Source organism: Achromobacter mucicolens (genome assembly GCF_902859725.1).
Classification (GTDB): domain Bacteria; phylum Pseudomonadota; class Gammaproteobacteria; order Burkholderiales; family Burkholderiaceae_B; genus Achromobacter; species Achromobacter mucicolens.
Genome location: NZ_CADIJP010000001.1, coordinates 315,219 through 336,174, shown reverse-complemented (window position 1 = coordinate 336,174; position 20,956 = coordinate 315,219). Strand labels below are relative to the sequence as shown.

Here is a 20,956-nt window from a genome sequence, read left to right as displayed (position 1 = left end):
CGCGGGCGGCATCAGCCGTTGGCGACGGCTTCGTAGCCGGCGGCGTCCAGCAGCTTGTCGGCGTCGGCCGCATTGTCCGGCTTGATCTTGAAGATCCAGGCGGTGAAGGCCGATTCGTTGATCAGGTTGGGGTTGCTTTCCAGTTCTTCGTTGAAGGCAACGATTTCGCCGGACACAGGCGCGTAGATGTCCGAGGCGGCCTTGACCGACTCGACCACGCCAGCGGTTTCGCCCGCGTTCAGCTTTGCGCCGACGTTCACGTCGCCGACGAAGACCAGATCGCCCAGTTGATCCTGGGCGGTGTCGGTGATGCCGACGACGAACACGTCGCCCTCGGCTTTGACCCATTCATGGGACTCGGTGTACTTGCGATCGGTGGGCAGACTCATGGGAACTCCTGAGGGAATACGGGTAGATGAATGGTGTTGCGCGCCTCGCGCGGGCGGCCGTCGCCCAGTCCGGGGCGGCGCACGCGCGAAGCTTCGAGTTTACGAGTGTTCGACGGCTTTGCCGTTACGCACGAAGGGCAGCTTGCACGCCACGGCGGGCACCCACTTGCCGCGGATATCGACCTCGACCGTATCGCCCGGCGCCACGCCTTGCGGCAGGCGGGCAAAGCCGATCGACACGCCCAGCGTGGGCGACATGGTGCCGCTGGTGAGTTCGCCCATGCCTTGCGGGGTGCGCACGGCCATGTGCGCGCGCATGACGCCGCGGTCCTTGAGCTTTAAGCCGATGAACGTGGCGGGCGTAGCGAATTGCTCGAGCGCATCGCGGCCGATGAAGCGGCGCTCGGCGTTCTTGAAGGACACGGTCCAGGTCAGGCCGGCCTGGCCGGGCTGGGTGAGTTCGTCCATGTCCTGGCCGTACAGGTTCATGCCGGCTTCCAGGCGCAGCGTGTCGCGCGCGCCCAGGCCTGCCGGACGCACGCCCTGGGCGGTCAGGTCGCGCCAGAGCTGGACCACGTCGGCGGCGGGCAGGACGATTTCAAAGCCGTCCTCGCCGGTGTAGCCCGTTCGGGCGACCAGCGTGTCGTCGCCCAGGCGGGCGGCGACGAAGGGGGTCAGCGGTTCGGTGGCGGCTTGCCAGGCCGGGCGGGCCGCCCAGACCTTGGCGCGGGCGTTGGGGCCCTGCACGGCCACCATGGCCAGATCGCGGCGCGGCGTGATGGCGACGTCGAACACGCCGGCCTGCTTGACGCGCTGCATCCAGGCCACGTCCTTGTCGGCCGTGCCGGCGTTGACCACCACACGCCATTCGTCGGCGGCGAAGAAATAGATGATGAGGTCGTCGATGACGCCGCCCTGCGGGTTCAGCATGCAGCTGTAGAGGGCCTTGCCCGGCACCGTCAGCTTGGACACGTCGTTGGCGACCAGGCGCTGCAGGAAGGCGAACGCGTCCGGACCCTTCACGTCGACGTTGAGCATGTGCGAGACGTCGAACATGCCGGCGTCCTGGCGCACCGCGTGATGCTCTTCGAGCTGCGAGCCGTAGGCAAGCGGCATGTCCCAGCCGCCGAAATCAACCATGCGGGCGCCGGCGGCGATGTGTTCTTCGGCCAGCGGGGTGCGTTTGAGGGGTGCGGACATGCGGGGAACTCCGGGACGGCGTGATGCCAGGGTTACGGAATGCCGCTGATTGCGGGCGGACGGCGCCCGCGCAACGGCTGAATCTTCCGCCCCTCTGTCCTTTTGCCTGAGAGTTGCCCCGCGTGGCGGGTTTGCACCTTCGGCGCCTGGGCTGCTCGCCATGTCCCTGTTTCAGGGGCGGCGCCAGGTCTCTCCAGAGTACTGTTTTGCCGCATCCGCATGGCCATGAGGCAACAAATGCGGGACGGGGCAAGCCTGCGCGGTATCGGTTACCTGAGCGATTCTGGGCGAATTGCGCCTTCGGCGGCGGCCGGGCTTGGTGCCTTCGGCCACTCTCTCCCGCAGCATGCGTGACAGCGCCGAAAGCATACAACGAAAGCCCGGGGTAAGCCTAGGCCTGTCGCGCGCGGGGCGGCGCTATCCCAGCGCCGTGTCCAGCAGCATCATCAGGACGAAACCCAGCATCAACCCGCAGGTGGCGTAGACCTCGTGCCCCTTGCGGTGCGATTCCGGGATGATCTCGTGGCTGATGACGAACAGCATGGCGCCCGCGGCAAAGCCCAATCCCCACGGCAGCAGCGGCGCGGACCACCCGACGACCGCGGCGCCCAGCAACGCGCCCACGGGCTCGATCAGCCCGGACAGCATGCCCAGCGCCACGGCGAAGGTCCGCTTGTAGCCGGCGGCCAGCAAGGCCACCGCCACCACCAGTCCTTCGGGGATGTCCTGGATTGCGATGCCGGTGGCCAGCGCCGTGCCGCGCACCGGGTCGCCCGCGGCATAGCCCACGCCGATCGCCAGCCCCTCGGGCAGGTTGTGCAGCATGATCGCGAACACGAACAGCCAGGTGCGGCGCAGACGGTGCGCCTCCATCCCTTCCCTGCCCTTGATGAAATGCTCGTGCGGCAGCGTCCGGTCCATGAGCAGCAGCACGCCCCCGCCCAGCAGGATCGCGGCGCCCACGGTCAGGCCCGCGCCCCACGGGCCGTAACCCAGGTCCTCGCCCGCGGCGATGCCCGGCGCCACCAGCGAAAACGCGCTGGCGGCCAGCATGACGCCGGCGCCAAAGCCGAACATGCTGTCCTGCGCCTTTTGCGGAATGGTGCGGGCAAAGAGAATGGGCAACGTGCCGAGCGCGGTGGCGCCGGCCGCGACAAGCCCGCCAAGCAGCGCGTCCGCCACGTGCGGCGCCCGCACGTCCAGGTAAACCCAGAGCTGGTAGAGGGCCAGGCAGGACACCATCACAGCCAGCGTCCAGACGCTGATGCTGGTGGCTGCCGGCCGCACGCGATGACGGCTGAAGGTATTCATAGGCGGCTGCGCTCCTTCGTGAAGATGCGCTCAGCCCTGTGCTGCGGCGTAGCGGCGCGAGACCTCGGGCCAGTTCACCACGTTGTAGAAAGCGCCGATGTATTCCGGCCGGCGGTTCTGGTACTTCAGATAATAAGCGTGTTCCCAGACATCCAGCCCCAGGATGGGCGTGTTGCCATCCATCAGCGGGCTGTCCTGGTTGGCGCTGCTCTCGACCACCAGCTTGCCGGCGGGCGTCACGCTCAGCCAGGCCCAGCCGCTGCCAAAGCGCGTCAGGGCCGCCTTGGTGAAGGCTTCCTTGAAGGCGGGCAGTCCGCCCAGGTCGGCGTCGATGGCCGCGGCCAGCGCGCCGTCCGGCTCGCCCCCGCCCTGCGGCGACATGACGGACCAGAAAAGGCTGTGGTTGGCATGGCCGCCGCCGTGGTTGCGCACCGCGCCGCGCACGGCGTCGGGCAATTCCTTGATGCGGGCGACCAGCGCTTCGACCGGCTCGTCCGTGTTGATGCCGGCGCCTTCCAGCGCGGCATTCAAGCCGTTGACGTAGGTCTGGTGATGCTTGGTGTAGTGGATCTCCATCGTCATCGCGTCGATGTGGGGTTCCAGCGCGTCATAGGCATACGGCAAGGGGGGAAGGGTGTAGGCCATGCGAGTCTCCGGCTGATCCGTCCCGGGCGGGACGGGCTTGATAAAGATCAAAACATAAATGATATGTATTTTTATTTGATATCACAATGCCGGATTGGCGATGCGTGCCGCAGTGGTGTCCGCAGCAGCGGAATGCGCGTCGCAGATTGGCGCTAACCGCGCCGCGAAATCAAAGCGCCTGTCCGCAGGCCACGCCGGACGCCCACGCCCATTGGAAGTTGTAGCCGCCCAGCCAGCCGGTGACGTCCACGGCTTCGCCGATGAAGTACAGGCCGGGAACCGACTTGGCCTGCATCGACTTCTGATCTAGGCCGCGCGTGTCCACGCCGCCGCGCATGACTTCGGCCTTCTTGTAGCCCGCCGTGCCGCTGGGCACGAGCGTCCACTGATGGATGTCCTGCGCCAGTGCGCGCAGCGTCTTGTCGGGCGCGTCGGCCAGGCGCAGGGCCGCCAGGCCGGGCTTGCCGCCCTGCTCGGCAAGATGCAGCCAGCGATCGGCCAGGCGCTTGGGCCACAATCCCCCCAGCACCGTGTGCAACTGTTGGCGGTTGCCGGACTTGGAGGCCAGCAGTTCCTGCGCCAGGTCACGCCCCGGCGCCAGGTCGATCACGATGGGTTCGCCCGGCTTCCAGTAGCTGGAGATCTGCAGGATCGCCGGACCGGACAGCCCCCGATGCGTGAACAACAGGTCTTCCAGGAACTCGCCGCGCGCCTTGCCCTGCCCGGTTTGCAGATTGACTTCCAGCGCCACGCCGGACAGCTCGGACAGCGGCTGCCACTGGGTGGGGTCGAAGGTCAATGGAACGAGCGCAGGCCGTGGCTCCACAACCTTCAGGCCGAACTGGCGGGCAATCTTCAGCCCGAAGTCCGTTGCGCCCAACTGGGGAATCGCCATGCCGCCGGTCGCGATGACCAGCTTGGCGGCCCGGATGACGCCCTGGCTGGTGCGCAGTTCGAAGCCGGCCTCGCCCTGCGCGATCTCGGTCACCGAACAGCCCATGCGCCATTGCACGTTGCCCGCGCCGCACTCGGCGCGCAGCATGTCGATGATGTTTTCGCTGGAGTCGTCGCAGAACAACTGGCCGCGATGTTTCTCGTGCCAGGCGATGCGGTGGCGCTTGATGAGCGCCAGAAAGTCCTGCGGCGTGTAGGCCGACAGCGCCGAACGGCAGAAATGCGGGTTTTCCGACAGGAAGTTGGCAGGGCCGGCGCCGATGTTCGTGAAGTTGCAGCGCCCGCCGCCGGAGATGCGGATCTTCTCGGCCAGGCGCTGCGCGTGGTCGACCAGCACCACACGCAGGCCGCGTTGGCCGGCGACCGCCGCGCACATCATGCCCGCGGCGCCCGCGCCCAGTACTGCAACATCGAACATCAAGATTTCCGGCCCGCCCGTGCTTACTCTTCGATCAGGCAATCAACGTAGTAACGCTTTTCGCCGTCCGGACCCACTTCGTCGGCCAGGCCGTGGATGTAGGTTTCGAAACCGGGGAAGCGTTCGTTGAACTCGCGCGCGAACTGCAGGTACTGCACGATGGTGCGGTTGAAGCGTTCGCCCGGGATCAGCAGCGGAATGCCCGGGGGGTACGGCGTCAGCAGCACGCCCGTCACGCGGCCTTCGAGCTTGTCGATGTCGACGCGCTCGACCTCGCGGTGCGCCATGCGGGCAAACGCGTCCGACGGCTTGAGCGCGGGCACCATGTCGCTCAGGTACATCTCGGTCGTCAGGCGGGCCACGTCGCGTTCACGGTAGGCCTCATGGATCTGCTGGCAGAGATCACGCAGGCCCATGCGCTCGTAGCGGCGATGGTCGCGGCAGAACTCCGGCAGGATGCGCCACAGGGGCTGGTTGCGGTCGTAGTCGTCCTTGAATTGCTGCAAGGCGGTCAACAGCGTGTTCCAGCGGCCCTTGGTGATGCCGATGGTGAACAGGATGAAGAACGAATACAGGCCGGTCTTTTCAACCACCACGCCGTGCTCGGTCAGGTACTTGGAGACCAGCGCCGCGGGAATGCCGGTCTCACCGAAGCTGCCCGACATGTCCAGCCCCGGCGTGATGACCGTGGCCTTGATCGGGTCCAGCATGTTGAAGCCTTCGGCCATTTCGCCGAAGCCGTGCCAGTGGTCGTTGGCTTCCAGGATCCATTCGTCGCGATTGCCGATGCCTTCGGCCACCAGGCGGTTCGGGCCCCAGACCTTGAACCACCAGTCGTTCTTGCCGAACTCGGATTCCACCTTGCGCATGGCGCGGCGGAAGTCCAGGGCTTCGCGGATGCTTTCCTCGACCAGCGCGGTGCCGCCCGGCGGCTCCATCATGGCGGCCGCCACGTCGCAGGACGCGATGATCGCGTACTGGGGCGAGGTGGACGTGTGCATCAGGTACGCCTCGTTGAAGACGTTGCGGTCCAGCTTGCGGGTCTCGGACTCCTGCACGATGATCTGCGAGGCCTGCGAAATGCCGGCCAGCAGCTTGTGCGTGGAGTGCGTGGCAAAAACCATCGCGTCCTGGCTGCGCGGGCGATCCTGGCCGATGGCGTGCATGTCCTGGTAGAACTCGTGGAACGACGCGTGCGGCAGCCAGGCTTCGTCAAAGTGCAGCGTGTCGACATAGCTGCCAAGCTGCTGCTTGATCATTTCGACGTTATAGATGACGCCGTCGTACGTGCTCTGCGTCAGCGTCAGGATGCGCGGATTTTTGTTCACCGCTTCGCGCGCGAAGGGGTTGGCTTCGATCTTCTTGCGGATGTTGTCCGGGTGGAACTCTTCCAGCGGGATCGGGCCGATGATGCCGAGGTGGTTGCGCGTGGGACGCAGGAACACAGGGATCGCGCCCGTCATCGTGATGGCGTGCAGGATCGACTTGTGACAGTTGCGGTCCACCACCACCACGTCGCCGGCCGCGACGTTGGCGTGCCACACGACCTTGTTCGAGGTCGACGTGCCGTTGGTCACGAAGAAACAGTGGTCCGCGTGGAAGATGCGCGCGGCGTTCAGCTCGGACTCGGCCACCGGGCCGGTGTGGTCCAGCAGCTGGCCCAGTTCGTCCACGGCGTTGCAGACGTCGGCGCGCAGCATGTTCTCGCCAAAAAACTGGTGGAACATCCGGCCCACCGGGCTCTTCAGGAACGCCACCCCGCCCGAGTGCCCCGGGCAGTGCCACGAATACGAACCGTCCTGCGCGTACTTCACCAGCTCGCGGAAGAACGGCGGCGGCAGGCTGTCGACGTAGCTGCGAGCCTCGCGGATGATGTGGCGCGCCACGAACTCGGGCGTGTCCTCGAACATGTGGATGAAGCCGTGCAGCTCGCGCAGGATGTCGTTCGGAATGTGTTCCGACGTGCGGGTTTCGCCGTACAGGTAGATGGGAATGTCCGCGTTGCGAAAGCGCAGTTCGCCGATGAAGGCGCGCAGGTTCTTGATCGCGCTGGCCACGTCCTCGGGCGAGTCCACGTCGAACTCTTCATCGTCGATCGACAGGATGAAGGCGCTGGCGCGGCTCTGCTGCTGCGCGAACGAACTCAGGTCGCCGTAACTGGTCACCCCGATCACCTCGACGCCCTCGGCCTCGATTGCTGCGGACAAGGCACGGATACCCAAACCGGACGCGTTCTCGGAACGGTAGTCCTCGTCGATGATGAAGATGGGGAAGCGGAATTTCATGCAGGCGCTCCTGGGGGCATGGCGAATCGGACGCGTATCGCGGCGCGAATGTACTGCGAGTAAAAAACCGTCCGAAGTCAGACGGCGCGAGCACCCGCCGGCGGCGGGAATTGCGGAATTGTAGGGCTGTTTTTCTTACAGCCCTAAGGGAAATCCCCAGAAGCGCCGGATCGGCCTATCGGATGGTCCGGGCTTCGCCCGTTTGCAGGGCTGTCATGAACATTTCAAAGTAGGCCGGTATGGCCTCGGCGGCCCCGTAGCGGATGCGCCGTTCGACCTTGGCAATGGCGCCAAAGCAGACTTCCGAGCCCGGTTCTCCGCAGACGAGAACCACCGGATCTTCGTCGTCGCAGACCTCGTAGAGCCCGCCGTGCGCACGGCGGCCGACTTCGTAGAGATAGGCGGCGGCGCCGACGGTTTGCATGGGGGTCAGAGGCAGCGTGCCCAGATGGGCGGCCTCCAGCGCGTCGTCCAGCGCATGGACGCTGGACGGGGAGTAGTCCAGGACGGCGCCGGTGGCTTCGGCTGCCTCTACAAAGTCCTGCGCGGCACCCGCGACACGTGCCACGAACTCTTCCTGCACCTCATGGCGCGTCGCATCCTGGTTTGTCTTGAGGAAACCGAACATCAGTGGCTCCTTGTTCAAAACCGCAAGCGGCGATGGGGCCATTATAGGCAAGCCCGTCCTCCTATACTGCCCAAACGTTCCCTATTCCCAACACTTTGATTCCGCCATGACCGCCCCTGCCGTCCGCCGCCTGACCGCCCCCGATGCCGCCGCCCTGCGGCAATTGCGTCTGAACGCGTTGGTCGAAACGCCCGAGTCCTTCGGATCGAGTTACGAAGAGGAACACACGCTGACATTGGCGGACATCCGCGGGTGGATCTCGCCGGCCGACGACGGCGCCATGTATGGGGTGTTCCTGGCGGACACGCTGGCCGGCATCGTGGGCGTCAGCCGCCAGCGCAAGCTGAAGCTGCGCCACAAGGCGCAAATCTGGAGCATGTATGTGGCGCCCGCTCATCGCGGACAGGGGCTGGGCCGGCTGCTCATGCGCGCGGCGATCGACCACGCGGCAACCATGCGCGGCATCCGGCAGGTGCAGCTGAGCGTGACCGCCAACAACACGGCGGCGTCCGCGCTCTACGCCAGCCTGGGGTTCACGGTGTATGGCCACGAACCCGAAGCGCTTTGCGTGAACGGACAGCTCTACGATGAAACGCTGATGGCGATGCCGTTGCCGGACGGATGACCCGGCGGGTCAGCCCGCGCCTGCCCGGCGCCGCGCGCCGAACGCGCATACCTGATTGCGCCCGCCGTCCTTGGCCTTGTAGAGCGCCTGGTCGGCCGCCTTGATGACGGCGTCGGGCGCGCGCAGGGCATCGCTGCGCTCGGCCACGCCGATGCTGACCGTGACGCGCAATGGCCGGGCGCCACGCCCTCCCCGTCCGCCACGCCGGCGCTGGCCGATCTGGTCCGCCTTGGGACGGGCCGGCTTGTCGCGCAGGCGCATCTGGTAGGCCTCGATGGCGCGCCGGACCGTTTCCAGATGCGGCATGGCTTCGGCCGCGGTCTTGCCGGGAAATACCAGCGTGAATTCCTCGCCGCCGTAACGATAGGCTTGGCCGCCGCCCGGTACGCGCCGCAGCTGCGAGGCCACCATGCGCAGCACCTGGTCGCCCACGTCGTGGCCGTGCGTGTCGTTGAACGCCTTGAAATGGTCGACGTCGGCCATCGCCAGCGTGTAGACGCGGCCCATGCGTTGCAGCCGTTCGTTCAGCGCGCGGCGGCCCGGCAGGCCGGTGAGCTCGTCGCGAAACGCCATGTGAAAGCCTTCATGCGCCAGCGAGATGCACAGGGACGTCAGCGCCGCGGCGGACATGAGGGCCAGTTCGAGCGGCTGGGCCGCCCCGCGGGGCAGCGCCCACGCCATGCAGACAAAACCCAGCCACTGCCCCGCCTGCTGCGGCCGCCCATAGCGCAACAGCAGGAGCGTCAACATCAGGCCGGTGGCCAGCAGCGCAATCAGCGCCTCGGCCGGTACGCCCATGCGCGCCAGGGTGCCCTGCAGCGCAATGGTGCTGAACAGTTCGTCCACGCCGTCCTTGCCGGCCAGCGCGATGATCGCCGCGCCCGCGGCCATCAGGCCGACGCGCAGCGCCACGTCGATCAGCATGCTGGACCGTTCGGACCACATGGCGTTGATGGTGTACACGAGCGACCACCAGGCCAGCACAGGCCCCATCGCCCACGGCGCGTCCCGAACCAGCGTGGGCCATGCCGCCGTGACGGCCAGCACGCACAGCATCAGCGCCATCGTTTGAGAGCGCTGATACATCAGGCAGATCGCCGAGCCGATCAGCGCCATCACCCACGGCACGAACGGCACGATCAGGCTTAACGCCGGCGGCCATTCCCGCCAGAACAGCAGTCCGATCGCGGCGGCCACCGGCAACGCGGGATAGAACAACAGGGGCAGCCAGGGGATATGGGGGTAACGCACGGATTGGGCCTTGCTAACGCTTGCAGAAATGACGTCGCCAAATCGGCAAACACATGTAATCTTTTTACGGACGCGGCAGGAGGTTCTTTAGCGCAGGCCGCGTAACGACGCGGCGCTCCACCATCAAAAGGCCTCCATGAGAATCCTGGTCAATATTGATGTTCCCGATCTCGAACACGCCATCGGCTTTTATCAGGCAGCCTTCGGTTTGACGCTGACCCGCCGGCTGGGTGCGACGGGCGCCGAACTGCTGGGCGCCGACGCCCCCATCTACCTGCTCGAGAAGGCCGCCGGCACGCCGGCGGCCGGCGCAGTGCGCCAACCGCGCGACTACGCGCGGCACTGGACGCCCGTGCATCTGGACGTGGTGGTGGACGACGTGGACAGCGCGGTCGCCCGCGCGGTGGCCGCCGGGGCGCGCCTGGAGGATCCGCCCGCCACGCACGCCTGGGGCCGCATCGCGCATCTGGCGGACCCTTACGGCCACGGCATCTGCATCCTGCAATTCCTGGGGCGCGGTTACGACGAACTGGCCAGCGAAACGCAGGCCGGCGCCGCGCCGCTGCGCTTTACGCCCGCAACGCAGGCGGATTTCGAGGCGCTGCTGGCCTTGCGGATCGACGCCATGCGCGACAGCCTGGAGCGGCTGGGCCGCTTCGATCCGGAGCGGGCGCGTGAGCGGCTGCGCGGCACGTTCCGCCCCGAGTGCACCTGGCACATCGAGGCAGACGGCGATCGCATCGGGTTTTATTGCCTGCGCCCGGACGGCGAAGGGTTGCGGCTGGATCATCTGTACGTGCATCCCTGTGCGCAAGGACGAGGCGTGGGCGGCCAGGTGCTGCGCCGGATCTTGCGGGACGCCGACCGCGACCGCCAGGCAGTGACCCTGAGCGCGTTGCGGGGCAGCGATTCAAACCGCTTCTATCGCCGGCACGGCTTCGTGCAGACCGGCGAAGGAGAGTGGGACATCGAATACCTGCGGCCGCCGGCCGCAGGCTGAGGGATCAGGTGCGCGGCAGCGTGACGCCGCGCTGGCCTTGATACTTGCCGCCACGATCGCGGTACGAGGTCTCGCAGACCTCGTCGCTTTCCAGGAACAGCATCTGCGCGCAGCCTTCGCCGGCGTAGATCTTGGCAGGCAGCGGCGTGGTGTTGGAGAACTCGAGCGTGACGTGGCCTTCCCATTCGGGTTCCAGCGGCGTCACGTTGACGATGATGCCGCAGCGCGCGTAGGTGCTCTTGCCCAGGCAGACCGTCAGGACGCTGCGCGGAATGCGGAAGTATTCCACCGTGCGCGCCAGCGCGAACGAGTTGGGCGGAATGATGCAGACGTCGCCCTTGAAATCCACGAACGAGCCTTCGTCGAAATTCTTGGGATCGACGATCGTGGAATTGATGTTGGTGAAGATCTTGAATTCGTCGGCGCAGCGCACGTCGTAGCCGTAGCTGCTGGTGCCGTAGCTGACGATGCGCCCGCCATTGGCCGTACGGACCTGACCCGGTTCGAAGGGTTCGATCATGCCGGCTTCGGCCTGGCGGCGGATCCAGCGGTCGCTCTTGATGCTCATGGTGGGTGTGGTGCTAGGGATTTGAATGGGCGTCATTTTATCCCGACCGCGCCGGCCGCCTTGATTTGAGGCGGGACAGGCTTGTCCCGCCTCAAGGTTGGGCGTCTGCTCAATTGCCGAACAGCGTGCGATAGACCAGCGAAATCCCGTTGACCGAGCCGCCCTTCAAATCCAGGGACAGACCACGCGCCAGCCGGTAACTTGCCCGGCCCACGGTGTCGCTGCCCGAGAGCGCCTGTTCGACGCTCAGCGTGATGCCATTGGCGAAGTTCTTGCTGGCCACCAGAAATTGCGTGGACAGGTCGCTGCCGATATCGCGGTTCACGTTGCCGGCCACCGTGCGGTCGGGCAGGATGCTGCCCGAGCTGCCCATGTTGCCGGTGCGCACGGCCACGTCGTCCAGGCCGAACTGCTTGTAGAACGGCTGCCCGCCGCCCAGCAGCGCCGTGCCGATCGACACGAGCAGGGCCGCGTCGCCCCCGCTTTCGTCCGGCCCCCGGCCCAGCAGCAGCCACGACAGCTTTTCGACGTCGCTGACTTCGGGATAGGACACCAGATCGATGCGCGGCCGCTGAGCCGTGCCCACCACCCGCACGCCGGCCTCGACCAGTTCGCCCGTGCGCAGGGCCTCGATGTCCAGGATGGGATTGTCCAGCCGGCCCTGGAAGGTCAGCGTGCCGCGGCTCAGGCGCAGCCGCTGGCCATAGGCCTCGATTCCGCCTCCGCGCGTGCGCAATTGTCCCCAGCCCGTCAGCCGGCCGTCATTCAGGCGGATCTGGATGGAGCCGAGCAGACCGGCGTCCAGCCCCATGCCGGTGATGTAGAAGCGCGGCCCCATGTCGAACTTCAGGTCCATGCTGGTCTGCAGGGGAGTGGACACCTTGCCGGGTTCGTCGCCCGCGCGGATCACGCGCACGTCATCGTCCAGCGTCGGCACGCCCTGCAGGATTTCCAGGCTGAACCAGCCGGCATCTGCGCTCAGGTCGCCCACGATTTCCAGGCGCGGCATGGCCGCCCGCACGTCGACCGTGCCGGACACCATGGCGTAGCGGTCCGAGCGCTGCAATGCCGGGAAGCGGAACAGCGTCAGCCGGATTGCGCCGCCGCCGTCCATGATGTTCCAGTCGCCCTTGGCCTCCGCGTACCCGCCCTTCGCGCCCGGGTTCGTGGTGATCCATTCCTTGGTGCGCCATTCGGCCGGCATGACGCGCAGCGACGCCGGAAAGCGCAGGCTGTCCAGGATCAACCGCTGGCCGTCCAGACGCGCGGACAGGGTGCCGTCGATCAGCCGCACGCCGTCGTCGATGCGGACCAGCCGCAGCTTGTCGCCCCGGATGGCGCCCGTCGCGCCCCATTGGCCCGCCAGCGTGCCCTGCACGTCGATGTTGGCCTTGAGCGTGCCGCCGACTTCCATGGCGTCGCCCACGAAAAGGCCCACCCAGGCGAGGTCCGCGATATCCGCGTTCAGCCGCGCCCGCAGCGGCTGGCGCGTATCCAGCGCCATGCCGCCTTGTGCGTCCACCAGCAATACCGCCGTGCCGGTGCCGTTGATCGAGCCCATCTTGTCCGTCGACAGATCCAGGCGGGCATCCAGCCGGCTGGCGTTGGCCGACGTGGGCGTGGCGGTCACGTCGACGACCAGCGTCTTCACCCCCAAGGGGATGGGCGGGTCGCCCGGGATCAGCAGATCGCCCGTACGGCGCGCGATCCGGGCGCGCCCCGCCAGGCGCCCGTCGAATTTCAGATCCCACAGCAGGTCGATCGCAATGCGGCGCTGGCCGTCGGGCACCATCGCGTTCACGCGGCCGGCATTGCGGCCCAGCTTGGCTGCGGCTTCCGGGTCGAACGCGCCGATCACCTGGCGCGCCACGGTCGCGGTGATGACCAGATTGTCGGACTGCCCGGCGGTTTCCCAGCGCTTGCCGCCGCCGCGCGAACCCTGATGCGCCACGGTGAGGCGCTCCTTGCCCGGCAGGACAAGGCTCAGCGCGGTCTGGCCCACCTGCCATTGCCACTGCGGCGCCACCGCCGCAGGCAGGAAGGACAACGTGACCGGCCGGTCCACGGAGACGGCGAACCCGGCGGTATCCGCGCCCAGCCGCGAGAACGTGCCGCGCCAGCCCACCAGCGCCGCATCCGGCTGGCCCGCAGGTCCCCTGCCCCAGCCGCCGTTGAAGGTCAGGTTGGCCTGCGCGCGCGATTGCCCGATGATGCCCGGCCGGGGCCGGGGCGGCGTATAGCTGGCGGTGATCTCGCCGCGGTGCGCGGCCACCGTGCCATCGATGCGGGCGCGCACATCCGCGCCGCCCGGCACATCCGGCCAGAAGGCGTCCAGTTGCGGGGCCTGGGCGTCCAGCGTGATCGCGCCGTTTGCCGCGCCCAATTCGCCCGTCGCGCGCACGCGGTTGCGGCCCAGCCGCAAATCCACGTCCAGGTCGTGGATCCGCAGGCCGGCCAGCGGGTCTGCCGACGGATCCGGCGCGGCGCCTGTCGCCGCGGCATTGGTCGCAGCAGCGGCTGCCGCAGCTCCGGCTGCCGCAGCATCGGCTGCCGCAGCATCGGCTGCCGCGGCGACGTCCACCTGCGCCTTCAGATTCCCGCTCAGCGCTTGCCGGTTCCAGCGGCTGCCTTCTTCAAACCGCAGACTGACGGCGGCATGGCGCAGTTCGCTCAGGTTCTCGATATCGGCCTGTACATCGGCGCGTACGGTAAGCAGCGCCGGCGGTATGGCAGGGCCCGTCCAGGGCGCAAGATCGAGCCGCTGCGCGTCCAGCGAGCCGACGATCCGGTTGCGCCCGGGCGCGTCGCCCGCCTGCAGGTCAAACTGCGCGGCCAGCGTGGACTTGTCCGGCAACTGCGCGCGCGCCCGGGCGCTGCGCAGCACCAGCGCCGTGCGCGGCGCCAGGTCGGCCACCACGTCCAGCACCAAATTCGAACCGGTGCCGTCCACCTTCGCCTGAATGCCGTCGAGCGATCCGGCGGCGTCGGCGCGCAGCACGACAAGGCACGTGGGCGCGGGCGGGCCCATCGCCGCCGCCGCGGGCTCCGTTTTGTCCTTGTTGCCCTTGTCGCCTTCCGCGGCGTCGGCGGGGGCCTTGGCCGCCGCTGCCGGCTTGACGGCAGTTGCGCCCTTCGCGCCCTTGCCTCCCGCATCCGCCGCACGCGCGCCTGCGCGCTTCGCGGCGTTCTGGGCCTTGGGCGCTTCAGCCTTTTTCACCGGTTCGCCGGCCTTGGCGCCGGGCTGCGCCTGCCCCGCCACCGGCCCGAACACGCCGCTCAACCGGTCGGCCTGGCACAAGGGGGACTCGGGTCCCGCGCCGCGCGCCGTCACGTCCAGGCGCGCCGCAAACGGCCACGGGTCGGCCAGGTCCTGCAATTGCGCCTGGCCCGTCACATCGGCCTCGCCCACTTCGTGTCCGACCCGCAAGCTGGCGATACGCAACTGCGCGCCCTGCTGGCCCGCGGCGAACGTGGCGCTCAGGTCGTTCAGCGTGACGGGCAGCGCCTGGCCATCCTGGGTGAACTGGAAATCGCCCAACGCCAGCCGGTCCACGGCGATGGTCACCGGCAGCTTGGGCAGGGTGAAGGGTCCGCCGTTGTCTTCGGCAGGCGGCGCCTCGGGCGAGGACACCATGTCCACGCGCACCGAACTGGCCGACAGGTTGCGCACGTGCAGCAGCCGGTCGCCCAGGGCGCGCCAATGCACGGCCAGGTCCAGATCATGGATATCGATGTGCGTGCCGCCGGCCGTCAGCGTCAGCTGGCCCACGGTCACCCCGCGCAGGAGCGAGCCATTCACGTCCAGCGCCTGGCCGTCCAGCTGCTGCGCGGCCGTCGTCAGCAAGAGTCGCGTGCCGTTCTGCGAGGCCACGAGCCAGAAGATGAATCCGGCCGCCAACGCGGCCAGCATGGCAAGCCCGGGCAGCCACCACACCAGCACATGGCGCAGGAATTTACGCACGAACTTCAAAACGCGATCCCCAACGAGAAATGCAGGCGCAGGTCGCGTTCGCGCTGGCCGTAGGCCACGTCCAGGAACAACGGGCCGGCCGGCGTGCGCACGCGCGCGCCGACGCCGTAGCCCACGGACATTTTCATGTCGCCGAACGATTCGGCGGCATCGCCCGCATCCACGAACACGCCCATGCCCCAGCGCTCGTCAAAATAGTGGTCGTATTCAATGCTGCCCACCAGCAGCGTGGGCGCGCCCACCACAGCGTTGTCGCGGTGCACGCCAATGCTCTGGTAACGGTAGCCGCGGATGGTGCGCGCCCCGCCCGTCCGAAAGCCGAAGTCGTCCGGAACCTGCACGTCGCCGTTGGACCACACGCGGCCGACTTCGCCGCGGATCGTCAGCACGTCCAGCTTGCCGATCGGCCACCACTTCTGGCCGCGCAGCCGCAGGCGCGTGTAGGGCTCGCCTGTATCCAGCGTAATGCCCACGCCGCCGCCCACGGCAATCAGGTTGCCTTCGCGCGGATCGTATTTGTTGTCCACGTCGCGTCGCAGCCATTCGGCCGTGGTGGTCACGGTGGGCAACGTGTAGCTGTCGCCGCCGTCGATCTTGACGTGGTCCTGCGCCAGCAGCACGCCGTAGCGCGTTTCGTATTCGACCCGGCTGTCGCCCGCGCCCTTGCGTTCCTGCGTTCGCGTGGCGCCCAGCGCGTAGCGGGTCACTTCCAGCCCCTGGATGTCGGAGCGGTCCGCCAGGATCCCGAAGGAATCGCGATAGCCGCGCTCGGAAGGCGGCAGCAGGATGTCCATGAAGGCGCGCTGGCGCAGCCGGTCCACGCCAAAGCCGGTTTCCATCGTGACGGGCTGGCCGAACACGACGTTCTGGCGATACAGGGACTCCACCCGCACGCCGGCCTCGTCGTCCACGCCGATCGACGCGGAAAAGCGCTTGGGCGGCGCCTCGACCACGCGCACCTGCACGGGCAGCGTGATTTCGCCGTCCGAATCGAACTGCGCGGGCGGCGGGGGCAGGCCGCCCGACACCGTGGGATCGCCTGCCGGCGCGGCCGCGGCGGCGTCTTCGGCGCCAGGCCCGCGGGCGCGGTCCGAGATCGGGTCCGTGGGCTGATCGGTCTGGCTGGGCGGCTCCTGCAGCGAAACGAACGCGCCGCGGAAGAAGGCGGTCGATTGCAGGTCCTGCTGCCACTGATCGAGCCGGTTCTGGTCGAACGCGGCCCCCACGTTGTAGCGGACGTAGCGATCGATCAGCGTTTCGGGCACCCGTTTCAAGCCCTGCGTGTTCAGTTCGCCCATGCGCACCTGCGGGCCGCTGTCGATGGTGACGTACAGATGCGCGACCGCGTTGTCGGCGTCGATGTCGGCGCGCGAGGACGTCATGCGCGCCAGCAGGAAATCGCGCGTGGAAATCTCGTCCAGCAGCGTGGCCTTGGCGCGGTTCCAGTCGCTGTTGATAAAGGGCTGCCCTTTGCGCAAGCTCCAGTCGTCGCGCAGCCGCTGCACGCGCTGCGCGTACTCGGGACGCGTGATGCGGCCCGTGAACGCCAGGTTCACGGATTCGACGGTCGTGCGTTTGCCGGGCACGATGGCGATGTCCCAGGTTTCGCCGCCGATATCGGTGCCGGCCTCGAGCGTGACCTTGGGCGAAAAATAACCCTGGGTGGCCAGCGCGGCCAGCGTCGCATCGCGCGCGCGCCGGCGCAGACGGTTGATTTCACCGCCGTCCTGGTCTTCGGCCAGCCGCGCAATCGCATCGACCGCCTGGGTGATCGCCTGCAGCGCGGCCGGGGGCACACCCCCCGGGTCCACAATGACTTCGGGGCGCTTGGCCAACGCCTCGCCCGCCAGCATGCACAGTCCTGCCAAAAAGGCGCGGGCAGCCCACCGCATGCTTCAGGTCGGTTGTTGGACGACGATGGAGGGAAACTTTCCGGCCATGTCGCGCGGAAGCGCCGCAACGCCCGCGGCCAGCTTTCGAGCGATCGCGCGGTACAGCGACGCGGCCTCGCTGCCGGCGTCGGACACCACCGTCGGCGTGCCGGCGTCGGTCTGCTCGCGAATCGCAAGCGTCAGCGGCAGGCTGCCCAGCCACGGCGTCTGGTATTGCTCGGCCATGCGCTGGCCGCCGCCTTCACCGAAGATGTGCTCGGCGTGACCGCACTGCGAGCAGATGTGGATGGCCATGTTCTCGACCACGCCCAGAATCGGCACTTCGACCTTCTGGAACATCTTCAGGCCCTTGCGCGCGTCCAGCAGCGCCACGTCCTGCGGCGTGGTGACGATGACCGCGCCCACGACGGGCACCTTCTGCGCCAGCGTCAGGGCCACGTCGCCCGTGCCGGGCGGCATGTCGACGATCAGGTAATCCAGGTCGCGCCAGTTGGTCTGGCGCAGCAGCTGCTCCAGCGCCTGCGTGACCATCGGACCGCGCCAGATGGCGGGGGAATCGGCGTCGATCAGGAAACCGATGGAGTTGGCCTGCAGGCCGTGGCCGGTCAGGGGCTCCATGCTCTTGTTGTCCAGGCTTTCGGGACGCCCGGAGATGCCCAGCATCGTCGGCACGCTGGGGCCGTAGATATCGGCGTCCAGCAGGCCGACCTTTGCGCCCTCGGCCGCCAGGGCCAGCGCCAGGTTCACGGCGGTGGTGCTCTTGCCCACGCCGCCCTTGCCGGAAGCGACCGCAATAATGTTTCGCACGTTGGGCAGCGGCTTCAGGCCCTTCTGCACCGCGTGGGCGGCAACCTTCCAGGTGACGTTGACCTGCGCATCGGGCGCGCCGGCTTGCGCCAGCGCGCGCACGGCGATGTCGCGGACTTGTTCGCGGACGGCGTCGGCGGGATATCCCAGCTCCAGCGTCAACGCGACACGGCCGCCAGCCAGTTGAATGTCACGATCTTTTACAGAAACACCCAAATCCAAACCGGTATTCGGGTCTTGCGCGGCGCGCAGTGCGGCGCGGATGTTTTCTATCGTTATACTCATGTCACTATGGTTCCGTAGGCAGCGCGGCGTCTGCGGGCCGCCATCCCCTAAAGGATAGCGGATACACGGGAACCTTTCGCTGCGTTTTGCATCCGACATTCATGACCAACACACTTATCCGCTTCTTTCGTGCCGTCCTATTCGCCGCCCTGGCCTTGATCGGCATGGCGATGGCGCTGGTGTTCATGCTTTCCACGGCATTCGCCGTGGCGATCCTTTATGTGGTCGCCAAGGTGCGCGGCAAGCCCTTCGGCGTTCGCGCCTATTGGAGCCAGCGCCAAGGCGCCCGCCCGGGACCCTTCCAGTCCGCCACCGCTCCGTTTGCCACGCAACCGCGTGGCGACGTGATCGACGTCGAGGCCCGCGAAATCCGCTGACGGCGGTTTTCCACTGGCTTGCGCGTCATTGCGCGCAAGCTGACCGTTGCGTGTTGCGCAAGGTCGCACCAGACGCCACGGCCACTCTTCCCTCAACCCGCCTGATTCGCATTGATGCGATGGGCGGGTTGTGTGCTTTCCGGGCCCCGCTGCGGGCAGGCCTGCGCGCTTGCCCTAAAATGGCCGCCAAATCCCTTTTCCCCTCAACCTCAGTCGACAACCATGTCTCGCACCCTCTTTGTCACCACTGCGCTGCCCTACGCCAACGGATCCTTCCACATCGGCCACATCATGGAGTACATCCAGGCCGATATCTGGGTTCGTTCGATGCGAATGGCGGGCCACACGGTGCACTTTGTGGGCGCGGACGATGCGCACGGCGCGCCGATCATGCTGAAGGCCGAAAAGGAAGGCATCACGCCGCAGGCGCTGGTTGCGCGCTACGCGGCCGAACGCCCCCAGTATCTGAACGGCTTTCACATCCGCTTTGACCACTGGCACTCGACCGACTCGGCGGAAAACGTCGCGCTGTCGCAGGACATCTACCGCGCGCTGAAAGCCCAGGACCTGATCGAAACGCGCTCCATCGAGCAGTTCTACGATCCGGTCAAGGGCATGTTCCTGGCCGACCGCTACATCAAGGGCGAGTGCCCCAAGTGCCACGCCAAGGACCAGTACGGCGACTCCTGCGAGGTCTGCGGCGCGGTCTACGCGCCCACCGAACTGATCAACCCGTACTCCGCGCTGACGGGCGCCACGCCCGTCCTGAAGTCGTCCGACCATTTCTTCTTCAAGCTGTCCGACCCGCGCTGCGTCGAGTTCCTGCAGCAGTGGACCACGGGCGCGAACCGGCACGGCGGCAAGCATCTGCAGCCCGAAATGCTGGCGAAGACGCGCGAGTGGCTGGGTGGCGAAGACGGCGAGGCCAAGCTGGGCGACTGGGACATTTCCCGCGATGCGCCCTACTTCGGCATCGAAATCCCCGATGCGCCGGGTAAGTATTTCTATGTCTGGCTGGACGCGCCGGTGGGCTACCTGGCGTCGCTCAAGTCGTATTGCGCGGTCAAGGGCATGGACTTCGACGCCCTGCTCGACCCCAACGGCGACACCGAACAGGTTCACTTCATCGGCAAGGACATCGTGTACTTCCACGCACTGTTCTGGCCCGCCATGCTGAAGTTCGCCGGCCGCAAGACGCCGGACGCCATCAACGTGCACGGCTTCATCACCGTCAGCGGCGAAAAGATGTCCAAGAGCCGCGGCACCGGCATTTCGCCGCTGCGCTACCTGGAACTCGGCATGAATGCCGAATGGATGCGCTACTACATCGCCGCCAAGCTGAACGCGCGCGTCGAAGACGTGGACTTCAATCCCGAGGACTTCATCGCGCGGGTGAACAGCGACCTGGTCGGCAAGTACGTCAACATCGCCAGCCGCGCCGCCAGCTTCATCACCAAGCACTTTGACGGCGTGCTGGGTTATTCGGGCGACACGGCCGCGCTGTCCGCCGAATACGCCGAACAGGCCGAGTCGATCCGCGCCGCGTTCGAGGCCCGCGAATACAACCGCGCCATCCGCGAAATCATGGCCTACGCCGACCGCATCAACCAGGCGTTCGACACGGCGCAGCCGTGGGTGCTGGCCAAGGGGCTGGCCACGGCCGAAGACGCGCAGAAGGCCGCGCTGCAGGACATCTGCTCGCGCTCGCTGGCCGGCTTCAAGGCCCTGTCGGTGATGCTGGCCCCGGTGCTGCCCCAGCTCGCCGAACGCGTTGCCCTGGAATTGTTCGGCGCGCAGGCGCCGTTCACGTGGGCCGATGCCGCGGTGCTGCCGCAGCGCGTCGCGCCGTTCAAGCATTTGATGCAGCGTGTCGAGCCGCAGATGCTGGAAGACCTGTTCGAGCCGCCCGCCGCGCCCGTCGTGGTGCCCGGCGGCGAGCCGCTGGCCGAGACCATCTCCATCGACGACTTCGCGCGCGTCGACCTGCGCATCGCGCAGATCGTCAATTGCGAACACGTCGAAGGCTCGACCAAGCTGTTGCGCCTGACCCTGGACGTGGGCGAAGGCCGCCACCGCAACGTGTTCTCGGGCATCAAGTCGGCCTACAAGCCCGAAGACCTGATTGGCAAGCTGACCGTCATGGTCGCCAACCTGGCCCCGCGCAAGATGAAGTTCGGCGTGTCCGAAGGCATGGTGCTGGCTGCCAGCCATGCGGATGAAGCCGTGGACGCCGGCATCTACGTGCTGGAACCGTTCCCCGGCGCCAAGCCCGGCATGCGCGTGCGCTAAGCGGCGTTCCCCCATGCAAAGAGCCCGCAAACGCGGGCTCTTTTTCGTTGCAGCGCCGGATC

Annotated in this window: 16 protein-coding genes and 2 riboswitches; of the genes, 4 read left to right on the top strand and 12 right to left on the bottom strand. The window is 67.2% G+C overall.

Annotation, left to right across the window (positions count from 1 at the left end; all coding sequences use genetic code 11):
- Window positions 1–11 precede the first annotated feature (11 nt).
- From gcvH to HV786_RS01450, 7 genes are all read right to left on the bottom strand, one after another.
- Window positions 12–389: a glycine cleavage system protein GcvH gene (gcvH, locus tag HV786_RS01480; protein ID WP_056325238.1), complete on the bottom strand. Its 378-nt coding sequence runs from the start codon at window positions 387–389 to the stop codon at window positions 12–14.
- A gap of 99 nt (window positions 390–488) precedes the next feature.
- Window positions 489–1,589 (bottom strand): glycine cleavage system aminomethyltransferase GcvT, encoded by a 1,101-nt coding sequence (gene gcvT, locus HV786_RS01475; protein ID WP_175209793.1) that lies wholly within the window; start codon window positions 1,587–1,589, stop codon window positions 489–491.
- 84 nt (window positions 1,590–1,673) lie between these two features.
- A riboswitch (glycine riboswitch) is annotated at window positions 1,674–1,796 on the bottom strand.
- Between the two features lie 43 nt (window positions 1,797–1,839).
- Window positions 1,840–1,941, bottom strand: a riboswitch (glycine riboswitch).
- 65 nt (window positions 1,942–2,006) lie between these two features.
- A complete protein-coding gene (locus HV786_RS01470; protein WP_128828989.1) occupies window positions 2,007–2,900 on the bottom strand; it encodes a ZIP family metal transporter in 894 nt (297 codons plus the stop codon).
- A 30-nt stretch (window positions 2,901–2,930) separates the two neighbouring features.
- Entirely contained in the window at window positions 2,931–3,545 is a 615-nt protein-coding gene (locus HV786_RS01465; RefSeq protein WP_175209791.1) for a superoxide dismutase, read from the bottom strand.
- Between the two features lie 169 nt (window positions 3,546–3,714).
- On the bottom strand, window positions 3,715–4,917 hold the full coding sequence (locus HV786_RS01460; protein WP_128828991.1) for a BaiN/RdsA family NAD(P)/FAD-dependent oxidoreductase: 1,203 nt from the start codon (window positions 4,915–4,917) through the stop codon (window positions 3,715–3,717).
- 23 nt (window positions 4,918–4,940) lie between these two features.
- Window positions 4,941–7,202 carry an arginine/lysine/ornithine decarboxylase gene (locus HV786_RS01455; RefSeq protein WP_128828992.1) on the bottom strand — a complete coding sequence of 754 codons (2,262 nt, stop codon included), beginning with the start codon at window positions 7,200–7,202 and terminating at the stop codon, window positions 4,941–4,943.
- Between the two features lie 175 nt (window positions 7,203–7,377).
- A complete protein-coding gene (locus HV786_RS01450; protein ID WP_128828993.1) occupies window positions 7,378–7,830 on the bottom strand; it encodes a hypothetical protein in 453 nt (150 codons plus the stop codon).
- Window positions 7,831–7,936: 106 nt separating this feature from the next.
- Between HV786_RS01450 and HV786_RS01445 the strand changes: the two genes are divergently transcribed.
- Window positions 7,937–8,455, top strand: a complete 519-nt coding sequence (locus HV786_RS01445) for a GNAT family N-acetyltransferase (protein ID WP_128828994.1) — start codon at window positions 7,937–7,939, stop codon at window positions 8,453–8,455.
- A 9-nt stretch (window positions 8,456–8,464) separates the two neighbouring features.
- Here HV786_RS01445 and HV786_RS01440 read toward each other — a convergent pair whose 3' ends face one another.
- On the bottom strand, window positions 8,465–9,706 hold the full coding sequence (locus tag HV786_RS01440) for a GGDEF domain-containing protein (RefSeq protein ID WP_175209789.1): 1,242 nt from the start codon (window positions 9,704–9,706) through the stop codon (window positions 8,465–8,467).
- Window positions 9,707–9,842: 136 nt separating this feature from the next.
- Here HV786_RS01440 and HV786_RS01435 point away from each other — a divergent pair, with 136 nt between their 5' ends.
- Window positions 9,843–10,706 (top strand): GNAT family N-acetyltransferase, encoded by an 864-nt coding sequence (locus HV786_RS01435; RefSeq protein WP_175209787.1) that lies wholly within the window; start codon window positions 9,843–9,845, stop codon window positions 10,704–10,706.
- Between the two features lie 4 nt (window positions 10,707–10,710).
- Here the strand turns inward: HV786_RS01435 and dcd are convergent, their stop codons facing one another.
- The 4 genes from dcd to apbC all read right to left on the bottom strand — a co-directional run bounded on the left by dcd (window position 10,711) and on the right by apbC (window position 18,228).
- Entirely contained in the window at window positions 10,711–11,274 is a 564-nt protein-coding gene (dcd, locus tag HV786_RS01430) for a dCTP deaminase (RefSeq protein WP_008166733.1), read from the bottom strand.
- Window positions 11,275–11,383: 109 nt separating this feature from the next.
- Entirely contained in the window at window positions 11,384–15,244 is a 3,861-nt protein-coding gene (locus tag HV786_RS01425) for a translocation/assembly module TamB domain-containing protein (RefSeq protein WP_420809619.1), read from the bottom strand.
- Window positions 15,241–17,136, bottom strand: a complete 1,896-nt coding sequence (locus HV786_RS01420; protein WP_175209785.1) for an autotransporter assembly complex protein TamA — start codon at window positions 17,134–17,136, stop codon at window positions 15,241–15,243. Before HV786_RS01420 ends, HV786_RS01425 begins: the two co-directional genes overlap by 4 nt.
- Window positions 17,137–17,139: 3 nt before the next feature.
- On the bottom strand, window positions 17,140–18,228 hold the full coding sequence (gene apbC, locus HV786_RS01415; protein WP_128828995.1) for an iron-sulfur cluster carrier protein ApbC: 1,089 nt from the start codon (window positions 18,226–18,228) through the stop codon (window positions 17,140–17,142).
- Window positions 18,229–18,329: 101 nt separating this feature from the next.
- Between apbC and HV786_RS01410 the strand changes: the two genes are divergently transcribed.
- A complete protein-coding gene (locus tag HV786_RS01410) occupies window positions 18,330–18,605 on the top strand; it encodes a hypothetical protein (protein ID WP_056325207.1) in 276 nt (91 codons plus the stop codon).
- 132 nt (window positions 18,606–18,737) lie between these two features.
- Window positions 18,738–20,894 (top strand): methionine--tRNA ligase, encoded by a 2,157-nt coding sequence (gene metG, locus HV786_RS01405; protein WP_256387871.1) that lies wholly within the window; start codon window positions 18,738–18,740, stop codon window positions 20,892–20,894.
- Window positions 20,895–20,956 lie beyond the last annotated feature (62 nt).

Coding starts and splice junctions, on each gene's coding strand:
- HV786_RS01450 (WP_128828993.1), bottom strand. CDS start 7,830: ATGTTCGGTTTCCTCAAGACAAACCAGGATGCGACGCGCCATGAGGTG.
- HV786_RS01465 (WP_175209791.1), bottom strand. CDS start 3,545: ATGGCCTACACCCTTCCCCCCTTGCCGTATGCCTATGACGCGCTGGAA.
- HV786_RS01445 (WP_128828994.1), top strand. CDS start 7,937: ATGACCGCCCCTGCCGTCCGCCGCCTGACCGCCCCCGATGCCGCCGCC.
- HV786_RS01470 (WP_128828989.1), bottom strand. CDS start 2,900: ATGAATACCTTCAGCCGTCATCGCGTGCGGCCGGCAGCCACCAGCATC.
- HV786_RS01455 (WP_128828992.1), bottom strand. CDS start 7,202: ATGAAATTCCGCTTCCCCATCTTCATCATCGACGAGGACTACCGTTCC.
- HV786_RS01410 (WP_056325207.1), top strand. CDS start 18,330: ATGACCAACACACTTATCCGCTTCTTTCGTGCCGTCCTATTCGCCGCC.
- HV786_RS01460 (WP_128828991.1), bottom strand. CDS start 4,917: ATGTTCGATGTTGCAGTACTGGGCGCGGGCGCCGCGGGCATGATGTGC.
- apbC (WP_128828995.1), bottom strand. CDS start 18,228: ATGAGTATAACGATAGAAAACATCCGCGCCGCACTGCGCGCCGCGCAA.
- gcvH (WP_056325238.1), bottom strand. CDS start 389: ATGAGTCTGCCCACCGATCGCAAGTACACCGAGTCCCATGAATGGGTC.
- HV786_RS01420 (WP_175209785.1), bottom strand. CDS start 17,136: ATGCGGTGGGCTGCCCGCGCCTTTTTGGCAGGACTGTGCATGCTGGCG.
- gcvT (WP_175209793.1), bottom strand. CDS start 1,589: ATGTCCGCACCCCTCAAACGCACCCCGCTGGCCGAAGAACACATCGCC.
- dcd (WP_008166733.1), bottom strand. CDS start 11,274: ATGAGCATCAAGAGCGACCGCTGGATCCGCCGCCAGGCCGAAGCCGGC.
- HV786_RS01435 (WP_175209787.1), top strand. CDS start 9,843: ATGAGAATCCTGGTCAATATTGATGTTCCCGATCTCGAACACGCCATC.